Genomic DNA, 18324 nt, shown 5'->3' with positions numbered 1-18324 from the left:
GTCACAGAAAAGAGTGTGACAAATCGTGCCATCGAACGGCATAAAAGGAGGGTGACGCTTCCTGTTTCTTCGTCCTGGGCAAAAAACGGCGGTTACGTTGCATGCGCAACGGAATCACGCGGTAAAAAAGGACTTTCTACGCGCGTGGTTTCCTGATGTTCTTCACCATTAATAATATGCAGGGCGCTCAGGCGACCAATTTCATAGTGCGGCAGTTGAACCGTCGAGAGAGGCGGTAGGAACAACTCCCCAATACCCACCATATTGTCATAGCCGATAACGGCGATATCTTCCGGTATGCGAAGCCCTTGCGCCAGTAGCGTCTGATAGACCATAAACGCGATACGATCGTTGCCGCAGATAACCGCGTCGAACCGGGGAATACCATTCTGCATGTGCGCCAGCAATACTGACGGAATGTCACGATAGTGCTCATCGCCGAGTGCCATATAGCTGTGCGCCAGGCCGTCCGGATCGAGCCCCGCTTCACGGCATGCTCGTTCCAGCCCCTGACGACGTCGGGTTGTGGCCAGATGCCCCTCAGGCAAATGCAGGCAGAGAGGGCGTCGATAACCCTCCGCGAGTAACGCCCGTACGGCGGTATATTGCCCCTGTTCATCATCGGGAATATAGCTGGCGACCTTTTCGCCGTCACTTTCGCAGTTGGCCAGCACGCAGGGAAGGGTGAGTAATTTGGCCGGGAGAGGAACCTGACGTAACCCCATGGTGGTGTAGATAATTCCGTCAGGCCGATGAGAAAGGAGAAGGTCGACAATGGCGTCCGGGTTGTCATCGGTAAACATATTCATCACGAAGCTGTTCCAGCCGTGCATTCTGGCCGTCTCTTCAATCGACAGCGTGATCTCCACCGAGAAAGGCGTCGTCACCGTATCGAGCGCCAGTACGCCTATGGTTTTAGGCGAGGCATGCGCGCCGCGAATTTTCTTGGCGGACAGATCGGGCACGTAGCTGGTTTGCTCGATAGCCAGCTGAACGCGCGCCAGCGTTTCCGGCTTAAGGCGCTCCGGGCTGTTCAGCGCACGGGAGACCGTCATCAGCGATACGTTAGCCAGCTTTGCGACGTCCTTCAGGGAAGCCATTTTTTTACTCCGTTAATGCTCTGTGTGAAAGGGTATACAACTAAGTCGCTGATGTAAAAGGAAGGCTGATGCACAGGCCAGGTCAGGCTTACCTCAGTGATGAATATTTGATCGCGATCTCACTCTCTTAATGTTAACGTTAACTTTCGTGATTAACATCTTAAATTTTTACCAAACAGCATGAGAAAGGATAAATGTTAACGTTACCATTGCGTCATTACTCCAACATGAGAATGTCATGATGAAAACGCATCACTCTCACAGCTACCCTTTATTAAGCGCACTACTCTTTTTCTTTTTTGTCACATGGTCATCTTCCGGCTCGTTGCTCTCTATCTGGCTCCATCAGGAGGTGGGGTTAAAGGCAGGGGATACGGGAGTCATCTATGCCGTGCTGTCCGTCTCCGCGCTGTGCGCGCAAATCTGCTACGGCTTCATTCAGGACAAGCTCGGCCTGCGAAAAAACCTGCTCTGGTTTCTGACCAGCCTGCTCATTCTTTCCGGTCCGGCCTTCCTGCTGTTTGGTTATCTGCTGCAAATTAACGTGTTACTCGGCAGTATTTTCGGCGGGGTTTATATCGGGCTGACGTTTAACGGTGGAATCGGGGTCCTGGAGTCCTATACCGAGCGCGTGGCCCGCCAGAGCCAGTTTGAGTTTGGCAGGGCGAGGATGTGGGGATCGCTGGGCTGGGCGGTGGCAACTTTTTTTGCAGGACTCCTGTTCAACATTAATCCGAAGCTGAACTTCGCGGTAGCGAGCTGCGCCGGGCTGGTGTTTTTTGTGTTGCTGGCACGCCTCCGGGTCTCTTCCGCGCCGCACGCCATGCAGGAGGCGGTATTCGGCGGTAAGGTCACGCTGGAGGATGCATTGCGCCTGCTGACGCTGCCGCGCTTATGGGCGCTGGTATTTTTTGTTATCGGCACCTGTATTTATGGCGTCTATGACCAGCAGTTCCCGGTCTATTTCTCCTCACAGTTCCCGACGCTGCAGGAAGGAAACGCCATGTATGGCTATCTCAACTCCTTCCAGGTCTTCCTGGAGGCGGCGGGCATGTTTTGCGCCCCGTGGCTGGTGAATCGCCTCGGTGCGAAAAACGGCCTGATTTTCGCCGGAATGGTGATGGCGATGCGTATGGTGGCATCGGGTCTGGTTGAGGGTCCGGTATTGATCTCCATTACCAAGCTATTGCACGCGGTTGAGCTGCCCGTTTTGCTGGTCTCCATCTTCAAATACAACAGCCTGCATTTTGATAAGCGACTCTCTTCCACCCTCTATCTGGTGGGCTTTGCCTGTACAAGCTCGGTGATTGCCTCGGTGCTGTCGCCGCTGGCAGGTTACAGCTATGAGAAATACGGCTTTGCCCAGTCCTATCTCATCATGGGGCTACTGGTCTTCAGCACCACGTTTATCTCCATCTTCCTGTTGCGCTCGGGTAAGTCCTCTTCTGACCCGCTCATGCCGCAACCTTCCACCATCTGATCAAAGAGTAGAGAAATGACGTATTCCATTACGAAAGCAGAACAGGAAATTCAGTCCAGACGCGAAGGGCTCAACCTGCGCTGGTATCCCCGTTACCACCTCGCTGCGCGTGCTGGCTGGATGAACGACCCGAATGGCCTGGTCTGGTTTGACGGCTGGTATCACGCCTTTTATCAACATCATCCCTATTCGACCCAATGGGGTCCGATGCACTGGGGCCATGCGCGCAGCAAAGATTTAGTTAACTGGGAGCACCTCCCGGTTGCGCTGGCACCGGAAGGACCAGACGACAAGGACGGCTGTTTTTCTGGCTCAGCCGTGGTGGATGGCGACATGCTGGCGCTGATCTACACCGGCCACAAATTCCACGGCGATCCCGGCAATGAGGCTAATCTCTACCAGGTTCAGTGCCTGGCAACCAGCCGTGACGGCATCCACTTTGTACGGCACGGGACCGTCATTGACACACCACCTGGACTGCATCACTTCCGCGATCCGAAAGTATGGCGTGAAGGGGAGTGGTGGTACATGGTCGTTGGCGCGCGGGAGGGTGATACGGGCCAGGTGCGTGCGTACAGGTCTGCGGATCTGCGCGAGTGGCAGGACAGGGGCGTGCTCGCGGTGGCTGAAAAAGAGATGGGTTATATGTGGGAATGCCCGGACTTCTTCACTCTCGGTGGGAAACGCGTGCTGATGTTTTCGCCTCAGGGACTCACCGCAGACGGATTTAAACATCGCAATCTTTTCCAGAGCGGCTATCTGGTAGGTGAATGGCAGCCCGGTCAGCCCTTTGTGCGTGAAGGTGAATTTGTGGAGATGGATTACGGGCATGATTTCTATGCGCCGCAAAGTTTCCTGACGCCGGATGGCCGACGCATCGTCATCGGCTGGCTGGACATGTGGGAATCACCTCTGCCGGAACAGGAGGATGGCTGGGCGGGTATGCTTTCTTTACCGCGCGAGCTGACGCTGAGTGCGGATAACCATCTGCAAATGCGGCCGGCCAGAGAAGTTGAAACCCTGCGCGGGGCGTGGTTCCCCTGGCCGATAAGTACGCTTAATAACCAGCAGATGACGCTGGTGGAACACTGCGATGCGATGGAGGTCATTCTGCAATGGGATTGCGCGAACAGCAGCGCGGAGCAATATGGCATTCGTCTCGGCGACGGACTACGCCTCTATGTTGATGCGCAGATGCAGCGCCTGGTGCTGGAGCGACACTATCCACAGTATGGCCTGTGCGGGACCCGAAGCGTTGCGCTTAACCTGAACGACGCGCTCAGCCTGCGCCTGTTCTTTGATAGCTCGTCTGTGGAAGTGTTTGTTAACGACGGTGAGGCGTGCCTCAGCAGCCGTATCTATCCTGATGCAGGCTGCCGCGAGCTGGCGTTATTTGCCTGGACGGGAGGAGCGTCGCTTATTCATGGCGGGGCGTGGCAGTTAGAGTAAATGTGTATTTAGTCACGAGCTAAAATAAAGCCCCATACAAATGGGGCTATGTAAATCTTATGAGATGGGAGCGTAATGCTAAGATCACATTTTTGATAATTGTGCGTTTACAACTCTCTCTTTTTCGACAACCAGCTGCATAATATAGCCACCCTTGTGCCATGAACCCTTATTTGGCTTCCAGCCTTTCGAAAGCAGATATTCAGCAGCTTCAGAGATTGGCTTATTCATAACGTGATCCGCTTCACCTGAGAACTTTTTTAAATCACCGCTTACTTTGGCCGGCTTGCTATCACAACGACCCGCAGCTTCCATTACCTGAGTGCAGCCTTCAGGAAGATGCCTGTGCGCTGACTGTGCAAGTTGAGCAGCATTCTCTAAAGCCTGTTTTTCAGCAGCAGCGTTAATGGCTGTAGTGCGGTTTTGCTCTGCAATATAACAAGCATCTTTACTCACTCCTTTGCTTTGACAATCAGCCATCCGTTGAGCGGGTGAGGAACACGCAGCAAGAGATAATATAGCCGCTACCATCATTAACTTTTTCATTATTGCCTCAGTAATTACAATTATAAATATACGTGCCTAACATCAAGCCGATCCATATCCCTAATAAAATAAAAGTGAGATACAAAACAGCGGAGATAAAAATGTACTTTGTCATTTTCTTTGCGAGCAGCAATGTATTGAGTTATAGCCAGCTGATTAAAACGCATGGGCGAGTTTTTTAGCTTACTGGCATTTTATTTTAATACTCTAGCATCACCATCCGTAAGATGCGGACGCCGCAACAATTTCATCACCGTTGGATGTACCTGATGTAGAGAGGGTAGCGGCTACATTCTCAGCGAACTTATGACGGTAGCCGATCGCATAACCTTGCGCATCTTTGAAGTTGGCAGCACCGACGGCAACCGCGTTATCTGTATCAACGTAATGCAAACCAGCAAGAGAAGCAGCGCCAGCGATACCAGCACGATATTCCTTGCGATCCTCATTCTGCTGATTCTCCAGAGAAGAGAACTTAGCGTTATTTTGACTTTCTAACGCAGTAATACGTGATTCATGATTCGCTAATTGTGCGCTGTGATTCTGAATCGTCGCTTCCTGCGTTTGCTGGCGTGACTGAACGTTAGCAATAGCAGCTTTATTCGCTGCGGCTACCGTTTGTGCATCTACAGCTAAAGATTGCGCATAAGTGCCCGTATTAAATGCCTGAGTCGCTTTGTCAGAGGCATCCTGAAGGGCTTGATCTTGTCTATTCTGATCGGCGTTGAAAATGCTTTTATCTACCTTACTTGCCAGCGCTTGTGTATTAGCATCTGCTTTGTTGGTCGCATTAATGGCGGTGATTTCGGCATGATCAGCAGCGGCTTTAGCGCCAGTAGCATCAGTAAGCGCTGTATCAGCTTTTGCACCAGCAAGCACAGCATCAGATTCAGCTTTATCTACTCTCGTGTTTGTATCAATGATTGCTTGTCCGTTAGTCATAACGCCTTGTAAAGCTGCGTCAGCTTTATCAGTTGCGCTTTTAATCGCATCATCACGCAATAAATTTTCATCTCGCATGTTGATAATATCAGTGCGATTTGTACCAATATCAACACGATTTGCCTCTTCACGATCTGCATTTTGTTGATTGATTTGGGTTTGAGTCCAGCCCAAAGAATCTACAACATCATCAGTGCTGATCGTTGCCGCGAATGTTGTACCAGAAAACACAATACCAAATACAAAAACAGCGGTAGCTGATGTATTTAAACATTTCATATTAAAGCTCTCATCATCGATACAAGAAAAAAATTAGGGCGCTATCCTGGCGGGAAGATATAACGTCTTGTTATATCTGTATTAATTCACGATTAACGTTGAAAATTTTGGTTTGATAACTTATTTCGTAACGTGCAGCAACTATCTATGAATGTGTAATTATGATTATTGATCTAAATCATAAATCGCATTAATAGCTAATTTAGTTCGTTGTAATAGAAAAGGTATTACCTGTTAAATATCAATGATATAAGTTTTTAGTTGGTTTGATTTTATGATGTGTATGAAATAAAAATGCATTAATATTTTTTAAGTTTCTTGGCGAGGAAAGATGAAAAATAGGCGGAATAGTTAATGTCAGTTAATGGATCTCTCTCTCTGTTTTATTATTGAATCCTTCTTTAGTTTTGAATGAAAGCAATGTTGAGCCTAACAGTAATCCTGCAGTTTTTTGCTAAAAATATTGTTGTTGAAAACTCAAGCGAAATGTATCTGGATATAAATTTATATGACTTAGTAACAGAATTGTTATACAAAATGGAGAGTCTGAAGGAGGGGCAGGGTAGCCCCATGTTTAAAGCTTTTTTTGCTATGCTTGTTTCTTTTCGTTCCACGCATCGGAGTGCAAGATATTGCCATCTTTATAAAGGTGAGTGATTTTCTCGTAGGCTAAAGAAATATCTTCCATATGGCCTGTACCCGTAGCCGTTCGGGTATCGTGCATCACAGGGCTAAAGCTAACTACTTTCACACGTTCTAATGTAATGGTGTAGTAAATTTCCTCTTGCCCGCTGTAGTTGATACGATAGAAATTAAACTCAGCGCTTTTAAGAGTCTGCCCCGTTGCAACAGCTTTAAACAGATAGGGTGATGAACTGTCAATCTCTTTAGTGAAGTTGAATGAGCAATGTTGTCGGCTTCCTGTCACTTTACCTGTTAAATTGTCTGTAGGAATGATCACGCTATGCTGTAAGCTACGTAGTTCTATGCTTCCATCACGTCCATGAACGTCACAAGATCCCATGATCTGAGATCCACCATCATCTTTTAAAATCAAATGTACTGGTACAGCCATTTTTAACGCTCCTTGCTGTTAGTCGTATAACCATCTTCCTGCTTTAGCCGATTCTGCAAACATCCTTACAGTAAGAGGTTTTGAGATTTGCTTTACTGGTTTATCAGTAAACCATCTTCTAAAGAACCACGTTCTAAACCACGGATAATATTTCTGATAATTCATTGCTGACATGTCAATATTAAAAAAACTGTCGTATTTATTAATGCAATAAATTAAATCATCATCGTCTGCATAATCTTGAAGAATATCATCAAGCTCTAACGGTATCAGCTTTCCTGTGAATGTACCTGACACAGGTAACTCTTTACGGAATAGCTCTAAAACTTCCTGATCTGTTACCATATGCGATCTTTCTCGTGTGCGATTGTGTTGTAGTCACGAACGGTTTTATAAACGATTTGACTAATATCGCTCGCTACTATAGCCCAACCAACAACAGGTAATCCACGCCCTACAAAAGCGCCCAGGTTAGTAACATATTTAGGCCTAAGTGTTGTTATGCTCGCTTCTGTAAGGGTTGGAAGTCTTACAGGTAATTCAGTGTTAAGAAGTTGGCGAAGGTATTTTGATGCTATTGACGTACCCGCTGTGGTTCCGTAAGGTTTACCTCTTGTTTTTAATAATGGCAGACCCAGAATAATACAGCTCATTAATATAACATCTTTAATTCCGCCAAATTGATCGTTAACTCTATCCAGTAAAATCCAAAAAAATAACTCTCCTGCAGTGATATTGCATACGCCACGATAGAAATATGTTCCATTTAATTCTTCTACTGTATCCATCAGTAACCCTTTAGTTTCAGGTAACATGTTGATTAATCGTACTGCGTGCAAGTACAAAGGGGAAGCTGTTTTTATGAAAAAGAACTTAAAATCAAAGTGCTGTTGGCTAAATGATAAAAGTTATGTGTGCAGGCTATACATTGAGACAGTCGCATACCAGTGAGTTATATAAGGGAAAGAGAAGGAAATTCATTAGCTACTGCTCAATACCATCTCTTACAATGTTAATTATTTTCTTATCTGTGAAGGACCTTTTAGTTGTTTAACTAAAAAGACAGTGAGTAATAGAATGTCGTTGTTCTTTCTGAGCACTCGAAGTCTTTCGCTCCTGCCTTGCGTGAAGAATCATTATCCGAAAGAGTGGGCTTGCTTGAGCCAGCAACTTCCCCTAATCTGGCAAAAAGTAAGCTAATGCTTACCAAATGACTCGGGGTGCCCTTCTTTGTGAAGGCTGAGAAATACCCGTATTACCTGATCTGGATAATGCCAGCGTAGGGAAGTCAGATGCCTTCCCGGTCATCGCTTCTTCACGCAAGGCAGGAGCGAACCCATGCAGCCTGACCTGCTCGATTTACACGTTTTACATCACTTCCGCACCCGTTCTCCGCTGACCCATTGTATGACCAATGACGTCGTACAGACCTTTACGGCCAACGTTTTGCTGGCGCTTGGCGCATCCCCGGCGATGGTGATCGAGGCCGAAGAGGCCGAGCAGTTTGCCGCGATAGCCGATGCGCTGCTGGTTAACGTTGGCACGCTGACCGCGCCGCGCGCCCAGTCGATGCGTCGGGCAATTGAAAGCGCGGTGGCGGCAGGCAAGCCCTGGACGCTGGACCCGGTTGCCGTGGGCGCCCTGGCGTTCCGCACCCGCTTTTGCCATCAAATTCTTGCCCTGAAACCGGCGGCCATTCGCGGCAATGCCTCCGAAATCCTTGCTCTTGCCGGGATGAGCGCCGGCGGGCGCGGCGTCGATACGACCGATACCGCCGCCAGCGCGGTGCCTGCTGCCCAGGCGCTGGCCCGGCAGATCAATACGATTGTGGTGGTCACCGGCGAGGTGGACTACATCACGGACGGGCAACGTACCCGAACGGTTACCGGCGGTGACCCGCTGATGACGCGCGTGGTGGGCACCGGGTGCGCGCTTTCTGCCGTTGTGGCGGCGAGCTGCTCGCTGCCGGGTGACCGGCTGGATAACATCGCTGCCGCCTGCGGATGGATGAAACGAGCCGGAACGGTCGCCGTTGCGCAGTCGCGTGGCCCAGGCAGTTTTGCCAGCGCGTTTCTGGATGCGCTCTACACGCTGGAGGAGCAGGCATGAAGCGAATTAACGCCCTGACCATTGCCGGCACCGATCCCAGCGGCGGCGCGGGTATCCAGGCAGACCTGAAAACCTTCTCGGCCCTTGGCGCGTACGGCTGCTCGGTCATTACCGCGCTGGTGGCGCAAAACACGCGCGGCGTACAGTCGGTCTACCGTATCGAGCCGGATTTTGTTGCCGCGCAGCTGGATTCTGTGTTCAGCGACGTGCGCATCGATACCACCAAAATCGGCATGCTGGCCGAAACGGATATCGTTGAAGCGGTGGCCGAGCGGCTTAAACGCTATCAGGTGCAAAACGTGGTGCTGGATACGGTGATGCTGGCGAAAAGCGGCGATCCGCTGCTCTCCGCCTCTGCCGTGGAAACGCTGCGCAAAAAGCTGCTGCCACAGGTGGCGCTCATCACGCCCAATCTGCCGGAAGCCGCCGCGCTGTTGGGCACATCGCACGCGCAAACGGAACGCGAGATGAAAGCGCAGGGCAACGCGCTGCTGGCGATGGGCTGCGGGGCGGTGCTGATGAAGGGTGGGCATCTGGATGACGCGGAAAGCCCGGACTGGCTCTTCACCCGCGACGGCGAAGTGCGCTTTACCGCGCCACGCGTGCAGACCAAAAATACCCACGGCACGGGCTGTACGCTCTCGGCCGCGCTGGCGGCGCTGCGTCCCCGGCATGAAGGCTGGGCCGAAACGGTGCGCGAAGCGAAAGCCTGGCTCTCGGCGGCGCTGGCAAAAGCCGATACTCTGGAAGTCGGTCACGGTATTGGGCCGGTTCATCATTTTCATGCATGGTGGTAAGCCAGTATACTGGCAGGAAACACCACGCCTGAGAAAACAGAGATGGAACAAGCGCATACCCGGTTAATCGCTCAACTGAATGAACGGATCGCCGCGCCCGATAACACGCCGCTGTACCTGAAGTTTGCCGAAACGGTAAAAAATGCGGTGCGCAGCGGGGTGCTGGAGCACGGGAATATTTTGCCTGGTGAGCGCGATCTGAGCCAGTTGACCGGGGTGTCGCGCATCACCGTGCGTAAAGCGATGCAGGCGCTGGAGGAAGAGGGGGTGGTGACGCGCGCCCGTGGCTACGGGACGCAAATCAACAATATCTTCGAATATTCGCTGAAAGAGGCGCGCGGCTTCTCACAGCAGGTGGTGCTGCGCGGCCAAACGCCAAATACGCTCTGGGTTAACAAGCGGGTGGTGAAATGCCCGGAAGAGGTGGCGAACCACCTGTCGATCTCCCCGGACAGCGAGGTCTTTTTGCTCAAGCGCATTCGCTATGTGGATGACGATGCGGTGTCGATTGAAGAGTCCTGGGTCCCGGTCGGGTTAATTCCCGACCCGGATGCGATTGGTATTTCTCTCTACGACTACTTCCGCAGCCAGAATATCTTCCCGCAGCGCACCCGCTCAAGGGTGAGCGCCCGCATGCCGGACAGCGAGTTTCAGGCGCACATTAAGATGGATGAAAAAATACCGGTGCTGGTGATCAAGCAGGTCGCGCTTGACCAGCAGCACCGGCCGATTGAGTACAGCATCAGCTACTGTCGCAGCGACCTATACGTCTTTGTGTGCGAGGAGTAATTCCTTGCGCGTCGGGGCGCAATCGCCGCCGCGGTGGCTGACAACCCATGACGCCACGGCATTCCCCAGCAAAACGGCATCTGCCAGTGACCATCCCGCAGCCAGCCCGGCAAGCGTGCCGCCCGCGTGGCTGTCGCCTGCACCAATGGTATCCACAACCGTAGCCGGAAACGCCGGAACAACGCCTGAGGCGTCACCGTCATACCACGTAGCACCATCTTTATCATGGCGCACAATCAGCGCGGCGCCAAAGCGCTGCTGCCACACTTCACCCAGGTTTTCAGCCTCTACGCCCAGTCTTTCAGCCGCGAGTTCCGCTTCCTGACGATTGAGCGACACGATTGGCCTGCAGGCCATGATTCTCTCCATCAGCGCATCAGGAACATCCGCGATGCGTGGGCCGAAATCGATGAAGGCCGTCACGTCCTGTAATCCCTCCAGCCAGCCTGTCAGCAGTTCACCGCACGGTGAGGCCAACTGATAGCCGGACAAATACACCAGGCTGTTTTGCGGGACGTGAAGCGCATCCAGCCAGCGCTGCTGCCATTGGTTCTCCACGCCGCTAAAGGACATAAAGGTGCGTTCGCCGTCAGGCTCAACCAGCGCCAGGCACCAGCCGTTATCGCCCGTCTCGGCCTCCACAGCGCTGTGCAGATCCTGCTTCGCCATGGCGTTGCGGATAATATCCGCCCACACGCCGTGCCCGACGGGCAGAGCGTTTTGCGCCGTAATGCCGAGTCGCTTCAGGGCAATGGCGATATTCAGCGCGCAGCCGCCAATATTCACGCCCTGCTGCTTAAGTTCGATATCGCACCCGCGCCAGGGCAGGGCGTAGGCGTCGGCGATGACGTCAATCACCGCTGCGCCCAGCACCGTCACCGGGCGCGTGGCGTGCAGATTTTCGAGACGTTGGGCAAATGCATTCATACGCCCTCCCTTTGCTCCCTGAAGTGCAGCAGTTTCTCGCAATAATGGCCGAAGTTGAGCTGGTTGACGGCATCGAGTTCGGCTTTGAGCGCTGGGTCAATCGCCTGCACACCGTGGAGCGCACCGCAGATGGCCGTCGCCATGGCGCCAATGGTGTCCGTATCACCGCCCAGATTGGCACATAAAATGGCGCAGCGGTTCGGGTCGGTTCCCGCCAGTTCCACCATCGCAATGGCCGCCGGAACGGACTCAATGGTGCTGGTTCCCGCGCCAATCAGCTGATAAACCTGCTCGCTGGCGGAATCAATACCGTTGGCTTCCCGCACGGTCTTAAGCGCCAGCTCAATACGCGCCGCCAGCGACGCGCTGAAAGTGGTGGTTTTCATCTCCTGCGCATAGCGGGCGATCCCCGGCAGGGCATTAACGATGTTCTGCCAGCTTTCGCCGTCGATGGCGCGGGATACCGCCCAGGCAATCACCACCGCGCCGGCAATGGCGAGGTCCGATTTATGGGTCGGGCTGGAGGCTAGCGCCACCTGTTCAACAAAGTGTTCCAGCCGCGTCGCCGGGAGCAGGCAGCCCAGCGGGGAGGCGCGCATCGCCGCCCCGTTCGTCACGCCGTTGTTTTCCAGTTCGCTCACCGGCTTCCCGTCACGAATCGCATTAAGCGCGATTTTTGAGGTCGGGCCGAGCACATTCTTGTTGAACGCGTCGAAATCCAGCGCCCAGTTCAGGATATGCTTGCCGATAACGTCTGCGTTAATCTCCCCGTCGCACTCAATGATCGCATCGGCGAGGCACAGCGCCATTGAGGTATCGTCGGTGAACTCTGCCTGCCCGAAATAGCAGGCCGCGTTATTTTCTGCCGGGCCGGGTAAAAAGCGGTCGATCCAGCCGAAGTGCGCTTTGACGCGCTTTCTCGGCCACAGCTCCGACGGCATGCCCATCGCATCCCCTAACGCCTGCCCGTAAAGGGCACCGAGAACACGTTCTTGTTTCATTTAACTTCCCCTTGTGTCAGCGCGGTATCGCCATCAACCACCTCAATAGCAGTGATCTCTTTGTCCGATTCGCGGAAAAACAGCATAAACAGCACGGCAATCACGGCAATCATGATTGCGCCAAATGCCCACATTCCGGCCCAGTTGAAGGTCAGCCCATTCACCGGCTCTTTATATGCGAACATTTTTTCCATCATCACGCCGCCCAGGCGGTAACCCAGCAGGCTACCAAAGCCCTGGCAGCACAGCGTAATCAGGCCTTGCGCGGCGGTACGCATGTGCACCGGCGCTTTTTTATCCACGTAGATGTACGCGGTAACGTAGTAGAAGTCGTAGCTCACGCCGTGCAGCAGAATGCCGAGGAACAGCAGGGCGTAGGTGAAGTACTGTTCCGCACCGCCGTAAACGAAGAACCCGTAGCGGATGGCGGCCGTGATCAGACCCAGCAGTAAGACCTTCTTAATACCAAAGCGTTTGGTAAAGAACGGCAGCGCCAGCATAAAGAAGATTTCAGAGAACTGGCCGAGCGTCATCCAGCCGGTGGCGTTTTTCATTCCCACTTCGGTGAGATAGCCGTTGGCGAAGATGTAATAGAAGGCCAGTGGCATGGCGAACAGAAACGAGCAGAAGAAGAACACGAGGAAGTTTTTGTCGCGCAGCAGGATCAGCGCGTCCAGCCCCAGCATTACTTTGAAGTCCAGCTTGCCGGTACTTTTCGGCGGCGTGTTCGGCAGGAAGAGGGCAAACACGCCGAGCAGGGCGGAGCTGGCTGCCGTCATCAGCAGAGGAATATTGGTATCGGAAATATCGCTATAGCCCAGCATCTGCGGCAGGAAGCCGCACGCCAGCCCGGAGGCGATCCAGCCGATAGTGCCCATTACGCGGATACGCGGGAAATCGGCCTCGACATCATCCACGTTCGCGAAGGCAATACTGTTGGTCAGCGCGATGGTGGGCATATAGGTCAGGGAGTAAACCAGCAGCAGCGGGAAGAAGGTGCTGAACTGGGTTTGCTGTGCGGCGAAGTACATCAGAATCGCGCCGGCAAACATCAGCACCGCCAGCACTTTCTGCGCGGCGAAGAAGCGGTCCGTCAGCGATCCGACCAGAATTGGGGAGAGGATAGCGGCAATGGCGGTACAGGCATAAGACCAGCCGATTTCCCCGGCGGTAAAACCGCTTTTGCTCAGCCACAGCCACAGCGGCACAAACCACGCGCCCCAGATAAACCATTCAACAAACATCATGAATGACAGTTGGACTTTCGTTTTCATTTTTTAATCCTGCATGTCAGAGAGGGTACGCCTTTAACATACCATTCTATAATACCTTTTAAATACCTTTGTGGCGATTGTTTGATCAATGTAACAGTTTTGTTGTACACGAATCGAGCCAGCAGATTGTGCTGAAAAAAAATGCAAAAGGTGGAAAATCTGTTAAGTCGGTACCAGGCTTAGTCTGCCCATAAATAATGGGACTGGATAAACACACACCGACACGACGTCGGACTTACGGGAGTATCACATGACTGATATTGCGCAGTTGCTTGGCAAAGACGCCGACAGCCTTTTACAGCATCGTTGTATGACCATTCCAGCCGACCAGCTCTATCTGCCGGGTCACGACTACGTCGACCGCGTGATGGTCGATAACAACCGTCCGCCTGCGGTTTTGCGAAATATGCAGACGCTCTACAACACCGGGCGGCTCGGTGGCACCGGATATCTTTCCATTCTGCCGGTAGACCAGGGCGTTGAGCACTCGGCGGGCGCCTCTTTCGCGGCGAATCCGCTCTATTTCGATCCGAAGAACATTGTTGAGCTGGCGATTGAAGCGGGCTGTAACTGCGTGGCCTCCACCTACGGCGTGCTGGCCTCCGTCTCGCGTCGCTATGCCCACCGCATTCCGTTCCTCGTGAAGCTGAACCACAATGAAACCCTGAGCTATCCCACCGAATATGACCAGACGCTCTACGCCAGCGTCGAGCAGGCGTTCAATATGGGGGCGGTTGCCGTTGGGGCGACGATTTACTTTGGCTCTGAACAGTCCCGTCGTCAGATTGAAGAGATCTCTGCGGCGTTTGAGCGCGCGCACGAGCTGGGTATGGTAACCGTGCTGTGGGCGTACCTGCGTAACTCGGCGTTCAAAAAAGACGGCGTGGATTACCACGTGTCGGCCGATCTTACCGGCCAGGCGAACCATCTGGCGGCGACCATTGGCGCAGACATCGTGAAGCAGAAAATGGCCGAGAATAACGGCGGCTATAAAGCGGTGAACTTTGGTTACACCGATGACCGCGTTTACAGCAAGCTGACCAGCGATAACCCGATCGATCTGGTGCGCTACCAGCTGGCGAACTGCTATATGGGACGTGCAGGGCTGATTAACTCCGGCGGCGCGGCGGGCGGCGATACTGACCTGTCAGACGCAGTGCGTACGGCGGTTATTAACAAACGCGCGGGCGGCATGGGGCTGATCCTGGGTCGTAAGGCGTTTAAGAAATCGATGGCCGACGGCGTGAAGCTGATCAATGCGGTGCAGGATGTCTATCTGGACAGCAAAGTCACGATTGCCTGACCTGAGGGCGAAGCGTAGGCCGGGTAAGGCGAAGCCGCCACCCGGCAATACCATCAGCGCAAAAGCACACAGTCCGGCGGCAACCGACACTGCAGCGCGCCGGGCAACACCTCAATGCGGAACTGTGTTCCGCTTAGCGGCTCTCCGTCGAGGTTAAACGTCATCCCGTGCGGGGCATTGACCTCAAACCATGCGGATTTCCCGTCAATGATATTCGGACTCTCTTCCGGCTGCGTCAGCGTGGTAAACAGCGCGGGCAGCAGGCCATCGCCCGTGAAAATCCGCAGCTGTAGCTGACCGTCATTGATCAGCGCCTCCGGGCACAGCTGCTGACCGCCGCCAGCCTGTCGACCATTGCCAATGCCAATGACCAGCGCGTCACCCTGCCACTGAAAATCCTCGCCGCGAATTTCGCAGCGGTCAGGCTTGAGGGTATCCATGCGCATCAGACCGTGGATCAGATACGACACGCCGCCCAGCGCCGCCTTCAGTTTTTCCGGCGTTTCGCTGGTGATGCGCGTGCCGAACCCGCCGGTGGCCATATTGATAAAGCAGGTTTTGTCATTCACCTGCGCAATATCAACCGCGGTGGCTTTACCGAGGATCGCCAGCTGGAGCGCTTTTTCTAACGCCTCCGGGATCCCGGCGCTGGTGGCAAAGTCATTGGCGGTGCCGAGCGGTAAAATACCCATCACCGGGCGGTTTGCCGGGGGCAGGTCGATCAGCGCTGACGCGATTTCATTGATGGTGCCATCGCCGCCGCCGGAAATGATGGTGTTGACGCCAAGCCCGAGGGCTTCATTGATATAGCGTGCCGCGTCGCCTTTTTCCCAGGTTACCCTGACGTGGATCCGCGCGCCGTCGTCACGCAAATCCTGAATTGCCTGACGCAGGAGATCGTTGCCCGCACTTTTGCCATTGAGAATCAATAAACTGTCTGGATAGGTTGCCATCCGCGCTGCTCCCTTTTTTAGCGTTAGTAAGAGTGTATAGCAGAGAGAAAAAAAGCGGGTAAGAACAGGATGAAAGGAACAAAATAAGCCCGAAAGCGCGTTACACTCCAGCGATGATATGAATGTAATCACAGGAAAGTGATGATGAATAAAATTTTGGTAAGCGCGTGCCTGATGGGCTTCAGGGTTCGTTATAACGGAAGTGAAAAAGCGAGAATGAACGCGCAACTCGCTCTCTGGCAACAGGAACAACGTCTGGTTATCCACTGCCCTGAACTGGCTGCCGGGCTGCCTGTACCGCGTCCTCCGGCAGAGATTATGTCCGCTGATGGCAAAGACGTAATGCTCGGGCAAGCCAGAATTGTTGAAAATACCGGGCAGGACGTGACCGCACATTATCAGCTTGCAGCCTGGCTTGCGCTACGCGCTGCTCAGGAGTCGGGGTGTAGCGCTGCATTGTTAACCGATGGCAGCCCAACGTGCGGCAGTGAGTTTATTTATGACGGATCGTTTCGCGGAATACATAAAGCGGGGAAGGGGGTTGCGGCATCGTTGCTCGCAGAGCATGGGATTGCCGTGTTCTCAGAGAAGCAAATCGACGAACTCATTGCCTGGATTGAGGAGAGAGAAGGCAAAAAATAAGCCCGCGTAAGGGAGATTACGCAGGCTAAGGAGGTGGTTCCTGGTACAGCTAGCATTTATGGGTTATGTTTTTCAGCGGGGGGATAATACCCGTATTGAACGAAGCGGTATGTGATCCGATTCTAAGAATTATCCCAGCGCGAAAAAATTTCCCTGATTGACTATTTGCCGTGTGGGTTACGGGTGCTTTCACCGTTGAAGTTACGCATCAGCAGCGCGAACTTCAGCTCCACCTCTTCCGGAACCGGCAGCCAGACGGTATGCCCGTCGCCCGGCGCGACCTCAATCGCTTCGCCTTTGCCGTTTTCCAGATGCTCCAGCGTAAAGTTCATGTTGCCCTGCGGGGTCATCAGCTCCAGGCTGTCGCCTTTGGTGAACTTGTTTTTCACCGCGACGGCCGCCAGCGCGCCTTTGCGCTCGCCGGTGAAGTCACCGACAAACTGCTGGCGCTCGGATACGGAGTAGCCGTGCTCGTAGTTCTGGTAGTCGTCGTGGGTATGACGGCGCAGGAAGCCTTCGGTATAGCCGCGATGCGCCAGGCCTTCCAGAGTTTCCAGCAGGCTGGTATCGAACGGTTTACCGGCGGCCGCATCGTCGATGGCTTTGCGGTACACCTGCGCGGTACGCGCGCAGTAGTAATAGGATTTGGTGCGGCCTTCAATCTTCAGGGAGTGCACGCCCATCTGGGTCAGGCGCTCGACGTGGGCGATGGCACGCAGATCTTTCGAGTTCATGATGTAGGTGCCGTGCTCGTCTTCAAAGGCGGTCATGTACTCGCCCGGACGTTTGGCTTCTTCAATCATAAACACGCTGTCGGTTGGCGCGCCGATGCCCAGCGTTGGCTCAACGTTGGTCACCGGGATCGGCTCATGCTTGTGGACGATGTTGCCGATGTCATCCTCTTTGCCTTCCTGAACGTTATATTCCCAGCGGCAGGCGTTGGTGCAGGTGCCCTGGTTCGGGTCGCGTTTGTTGATGTAGCCAGAAAGCAGGCAGCGGCCGGAATAGGCCATGCACAGCGCGCCGTGAACGAAGATTTCGATTTCCATATCCGGCACCTGGGTGCGGATCTCTTCGATCTCTTCCAGCGAAAGCTCGCGAGACAGGATGACGCGGGTCAGCCCCATCTGCTTCCAGAACTTCACCGTTGCCCAGTTGACGGCGTTAGCCTGTACGGAGAGGTGGATATCCATCTCCGGGAAGTTCTCCCGAACCAGCATGATTAAACCCGGGTCCGACATGATCAGCGCGTCCGGCCCCATATCCACCACCGGCTTCAGGTCACGGATGAACGTTTTCAGCTTGGCGTTGTGCGGCGCGATGTTCACGACCACGTAGAATTTTTTACCCAGAGCGTGCGCCTCGTTGATGCCGAGCTGCAGGTTCTCGTGGTTGAATTCGTTATTACGTACGCGCAGCGAGTAGCGCGGCTGGCCCGCATACACGGCGTCGGCGCCATAGGCGAAAGCGTAACGCATATTTTGCAGCGTTCCCGCCGGGGAAAGGAGTTCCGGTTTAAACATGTTTGTTCTCGTTCTGATGACAGGTCAGATCCGCGTGCACCAGGTGCAGCGGTAAGGGGAGATCCCCCACTTTAAGGGCGGGCATTGTAGCGCTGCGGGGCAGGGAGGTAAAGTTATTGTGCCGGGCGGCGGCTT

Annotated in this window: 18 protein-coding genes and 1 riboswitch; of the genes, 7 read left to right on the top strand and 11 right to left on the bottom strand. The window is 53.5% G+C overall.

Translation table 11 applies throughout. The features are described 5' to 3' along the window. Window positions 1-92: 92 nt before the first annotated feature. Window positions 93-1100, bottom strand: a complete 1008-nt coding sequence (locus ACMGGU_RS13635; RefSeq protein WP_111967526.1) for a LacI family DNA-binding transcriptional regulator — start codon at window positions 1098-1100, stop codon at window positions 93-95. 238 nt (window positions 1101-1338) lie between these two features. On the opposite strand from ACMGGU_RS13635, the gene ACMGGU_RS13630 reads away from it, so the two are divergent. Together ACMGGU_RS13630 and ACMGGU_RS13625 are read left to right on the top strand one after the other, a co-directional pair. Further along, window positions 1339-2580, top strand: coding sequence for an MFS transporter (locus ACMGGU_RS13630; protein WP_420300650.1), 1242 nt, complete (start codon window positions 1339-1341; stop codon window positions 2578-2580). A gap of 15 nt (window positions 2581-2595) precedes the next feature. Then, entirely contained in the window at window positions 2596-4029 is a 1434-nt protein-coding gene (locus tag ACMGGU_RS13625) for a glycoside hydrolase family 32 protein (protein ID WP_420300649.1), read from the top strand. Between the two features lie 84 nt (window positions 4030-4113). Here the strand turns inward: ACMGGU_RS13625 and ACMGGU_RS13620 are convergent, their stop codons facing one another. The 5 genes from ACMGGU_RS13620 to ACMGGU_RS13600 form a co-directional block, all read right to left on the bottom strand. After that, window positions 4114-4575 carry a hypothetical protein gene (locus tag ACMGGU_RS13620; RefSeq protein ID WP_196346890.1) on the bottom strand — a complete coding sequence of 154 codons (462 nt, stop codon included), beginning with the start codon at window positions 4573-4575 and terminating at the stop codon, window positions 4114-4116. A gap of 213 nt (window positions 4576-4788) precedes the next feature. Beyond that, the gene (locus tag ACMGGU_RS13615) at window positions 4789-5796 is read right to left on the bottom strand and encodes a YadA C-terminal domain-containing protein (protein WP_395299432.1); all 1008 of its coding nucleotides are present in this window, start codon (window positions 5794-5796) and stop codon (window positions 4789-4791) included. 589 nt (window positions 5797-6385) lie between these two features. After that, window positions 6386-6871, bottom strand: coding sequence for an Hcp family type VI secretion system effector (locus tag ACMGGU_RS13610; protein WP_045908646.1), 486 nt, complete (start codon window positions 6869-6871; stop codon window positions 6386-6388). An 18-nt stretch (window positions 6872-6889) separates the two neighbouring features. Further along, complete coding sequence (locus tag ACMGGU_RS13605) at window positions 6890-7216, bottom strand: DUF1493 family protein (RefSeq protein WP_025913229.1); 327 nt, start codon at window positions 7214-7216, stop codon at window positions 6890-6892. Beyond that, window positions 7210-7659, bottom strand: a complete 450-nt coding sequence (locus ACMGGU_RS13600) for an STM2901 family protein (protein ID WP_395299431.1) — start codon at window positions 7657-7659, stop codon at window positions 7210-7212. Before ACMGGU_RS13600 ends, ACMGGU_RS13605 begins: the two co-directional genes overlap by 7 nt. 418 nt (window positions 7660-8077) lie before the next feature. Then, window positions 8078-8174: riboswitch (TPP riboswitch) on the top strand. A gap of 35 nt (window positions 8175-8209) precedes the next feature. Between ACMGGU_RS13600 and thiM the strand changes: the two genes are divergently transcribed. From thiM to ACMGGU_RS13585, 3 genes are read left to right on the top strand one after another with little or no spacing between them, the layout of a single operon-like run. Beyond that, a complete protein-coding gene (thiM, locus tag ACMGGU_RS13595) occupies window positions 8210-8980 on the top strand; it encodes a hydroxyethylthiazole kinase (RefSeq protein ID WP_069720626.1) in 771 nt (256 codons plus the stop codon). Continuing rightward, the gene (thiD, locus tag ACMGGU_RS13590; protein ID WP_048028285.1) at window positions 8977-9777 is read left to right on the top strand and encodes a bifunctional hydroxymethylpyrimidine kinase/phosphomethylpyrimidine kinase; all 801 of its coding nucleotides are present in this window, start codon (window positions 8977-8979) and stop codon (window positions 9775-9777) included. Before thiM ends, thiD begins: the two co-directional genes overlap by 4 nt. A 42-nt stretch (window positions 9778-9819) precedes the next feature. Next, a complete protein-coding gene (locus tag ACMGGU_RS13585; protein WP_045908643.1) occupies window positions 9820-10566 on the top strand; it encodes a GntR family transcriptional regulator in 747 nt (248 codons plus the stop codon). On the opposite strand, the gene ACMGGU_RS13580 is transcribed toward ACMGGU_RS13585, so the two are convergent. From ACMGGU_RS13580 to ACMGGU_RS13570, 3 genes are read right to left on the bottom strand one after another with little or no spacing between them, the layout of a single operon-like run. Beyond that, a complete protein-coding gene (locus tag ACMGGU_RS13580; protein ID WP_395299430.1) occupies window positions 10540-11493 on the bottom strand; it encodes a PfkB family carbohydrate kinase in 954 nt (317 codons plus the stop codon). The two genes, ACMGGU_RS13585 and ACMGGU_RS13580, sit on opposite strands and share 27 nt — an antisense overlap. Beyond that, a complete protein-coding gene (locus ACMGGU_RS13575; protein WP_420300648.1) occupies window positions 11490-12494 on the bottom strand; it encodes an ADP-ribosylglycohydrolase family protein in 1005 nt (334 codons plus the stop codon). Before ACMGGU_RS13575 ends, ACMGGU_RS13580 begins: the two co-directional genes overlap by 4 nt. Next, complete coding sequence (locus ACMGGU_RS13570) at window positions 12491-13768, bottom strand: nucleoside permease (protein WP_045908640.1); 1278 nt, start codon at window positions 13766-13768, stop codon at window positions 12491-12493. Before ACMGGU_RS13570 ends, ACMGGU_RS13575 begins: the two co-directional genes overlap by 4 nt. 250 nt (window positions 13769-14018) lie before the next feature. Between ACMGGU_RS13570 and fbaB the strand changes: the two genes are divergently transcribed. After that, the gene (gene fbaB / locus ACMGGU_RS13565; RefSeq protein WP_008500869.1) at window positions 14019-15071 is read left to right on the top strand and encodes a class I fructose-bisphosphate aldolase; all 1053 of its coding nucleotides are present in this window, start codon (window positions 14019-14021) and stop codon (window positions 15069-15071) included. A gap of 53 nt (window positions 15072-15124) precedes the next feature. Here fbaB and yegS read toward each other — a convergent pair whose 3' ends face one another. After that, window positions 15125-16024 carry a lipid kinase YegS gene (yegS, locus tag ACMGGU_RS13560; protein WP_045908639.1) on the bottom strand — a complete coding sequence of 300 codons (900 nt, stop codon included), beginning with the start codon at window positions 16022-16024 and terminating at the stop codon, window positions 15125-15127. A gap of 141 nt (window positions 16025-16165) precedes the next feature. Between yegS and ACMGGU_RS13555 the strand changes: the two genes are divergently transcribed. After that, window positions 16166-16666: a DUF523 domain-containing protein gene (locus tag ACMGGU_RS13555; RefSeq protein ID WP_229226130.1), complete on the top strand. Its 501-nt coding sequence runs from the start codon at window positions 16166-16168 to the stop codon at window positions 16664-16666. A 161-nt stretch (window positions 16667-16827) separates the two neighbouring features. On the opposite strand, the gene yegQ is transcribed toward ACMGGU_RS13555, so the two are convergent. After that, window positions 16828-18189: a tRNA 5-hydroxyuridine modification protein YegQ gene (gene yegQ / locus ACMGGU_RS13550; RefSeq protein WP_008500866.1), complete on the bottom strand. Its 1362-nt coding sequence runs from the start codon at window positions 18187-18189 to the stop codon at window positions 16828-16830. Window positions 18190-18324 lie beyond the last annotated feature (135 nt).

Source organism: Enterobacter sp. BNK-8, assembly GCF_048685095.1.
Lineage (GTDB): Bacteria > Pseudomonadota > Gammaproteobacteria > Enterobacterales > Enterobacteriaceae > Enterobacter > Enterobacter quasiroggenkampii.
Note: the sequence above shows the minus strand (reverse complement) of the source record. Positions and strands in the feature narration are given on the sequence as shown.

Bases quoted from the DNA above. Each gene is read 5' to 3' on its own strand.
- ACMGGU_RS13635 (WP_111967526.1), bottom strand. From the start codon at position 1,100: ATGGCTTCCCTGAAGGACGTCGCAAAGCTGGCTAACGTATCGCTGATG.
- ACMGGU_RS13630 (WP_420300650.1), top strand. From the start codon at position 1,339: ATGATGAAAACGCATCACTCTCACAGCTACCCTTTATTAAGCGCACTA.
- ACMGGU_RS13625 (WP_420300649.1), top strand. From the start codon at position 2,596: ATGACGTATTCCATTACGAAAGCAGAACAGGAAATTCAGTCCAGACGC.
- ACMGGU_RS13620 (WP_196346890.1), bottom strand. From the start codon at position 4,575: ATGAAAAAGTTAATGATGGTAGCGGCTATATTATCTCTTGCTGCGTGT.
- ACMGGU_RS13615 (WP_395299432.1), bottom strand. From the start codon at position 5,796: ATGAAATGTTTAAATACATCAGCTACCGCTGTTTTTGTATTTGGTATT.
- ACMGGU_RS13610 (WP_045908646.1), bottom strand. From the start codon at position 6,871: ATGGCTGTACCAGTACATTTGATTTTAAAAGATGATGGTGGATCTCAG.
- ACMGGU_RS13605 (WP_025913229.1), bottom strand. From the start codon at position 7,216: ATGGTAACAGATCAGGAAGTTTTAGAGCTATTCCGTAAAGAGTTACCT.
- ACMGGU_RS13600 (WP_395299431.1), bottom strand. From the start codon at position 7,659: ATGGATACAGTAGAAGAATTAAATGGAACATATTTCTATCGTGGCGTA.
- thiM (WP_069720626.1), top strand. From the start codon at position 8,210: ATGCAGCCTGACCTGCTCGATTTACACGTTTTACATCACTTCCGCACC.
- thiD (WP_048028285.1), top strand. From the start codon at position 8,977: ATGAAGCGAATTAACGCCCTGACCATTGCCGGCACCGATCCCAGCGGC.
- ACMGGU_RS13585 (WP_045908643.1), top strand. From the start codon at position 9,820: ATGGAACAAGCGCATACCCGGTTAATCGCTCAACTGAATGAACGGATC.
- ACMGGU_RS13580 (WP_395299430.1), bottom strand. From the start codon at position 11,493: ATGAATGCATTTGCCCAACGTCTCGAAAATCTGCACGCCACGCGCCCG.
- ACMGGU_RS13575 (WP_420300648.1), bottom strand. From the start codon at position 12,494: ATGAAACAAGAACGTGTTCTCGGTGCCCTTTACGGGCAGGCGTTAGGG.
- ACMGGU_RS13570 (WP_045908640.1), bottom strand. From the start codon at position 13,768: ATGAAAACGAAAGTCCAACTGTCATTCATGATGTTTGTTGAATGGTTT.
- fbaB (WP_008500869.1), top strand. From the start codon at position 14,019: ATGACTGATATTGCGCAGTTGCTTGGCAAAGACGCCGACAGCCTTTTA.
- yegS (WP_045908639.1), bottom strand. From the start codon at position 16,024: ATGGCAACCTATCCAGACAGTTTATTGATTCTCAATGGCAAAAGTGCG.
- ACMGGU_RS13555 (WP_229226130.1), top strand. From the start codon at position 16,166: ATGATGAATAAAATTTTGGTAAGCGCGTGCCTGATGGGCTTCAGGGTT.
- yegQ (WP_008500866.1), bottom strand. From the start codon at position 18,189: ATGTTTAAACCGGAACTCCTTTCCCCGGCGGGAACGCTGCAAAATATG.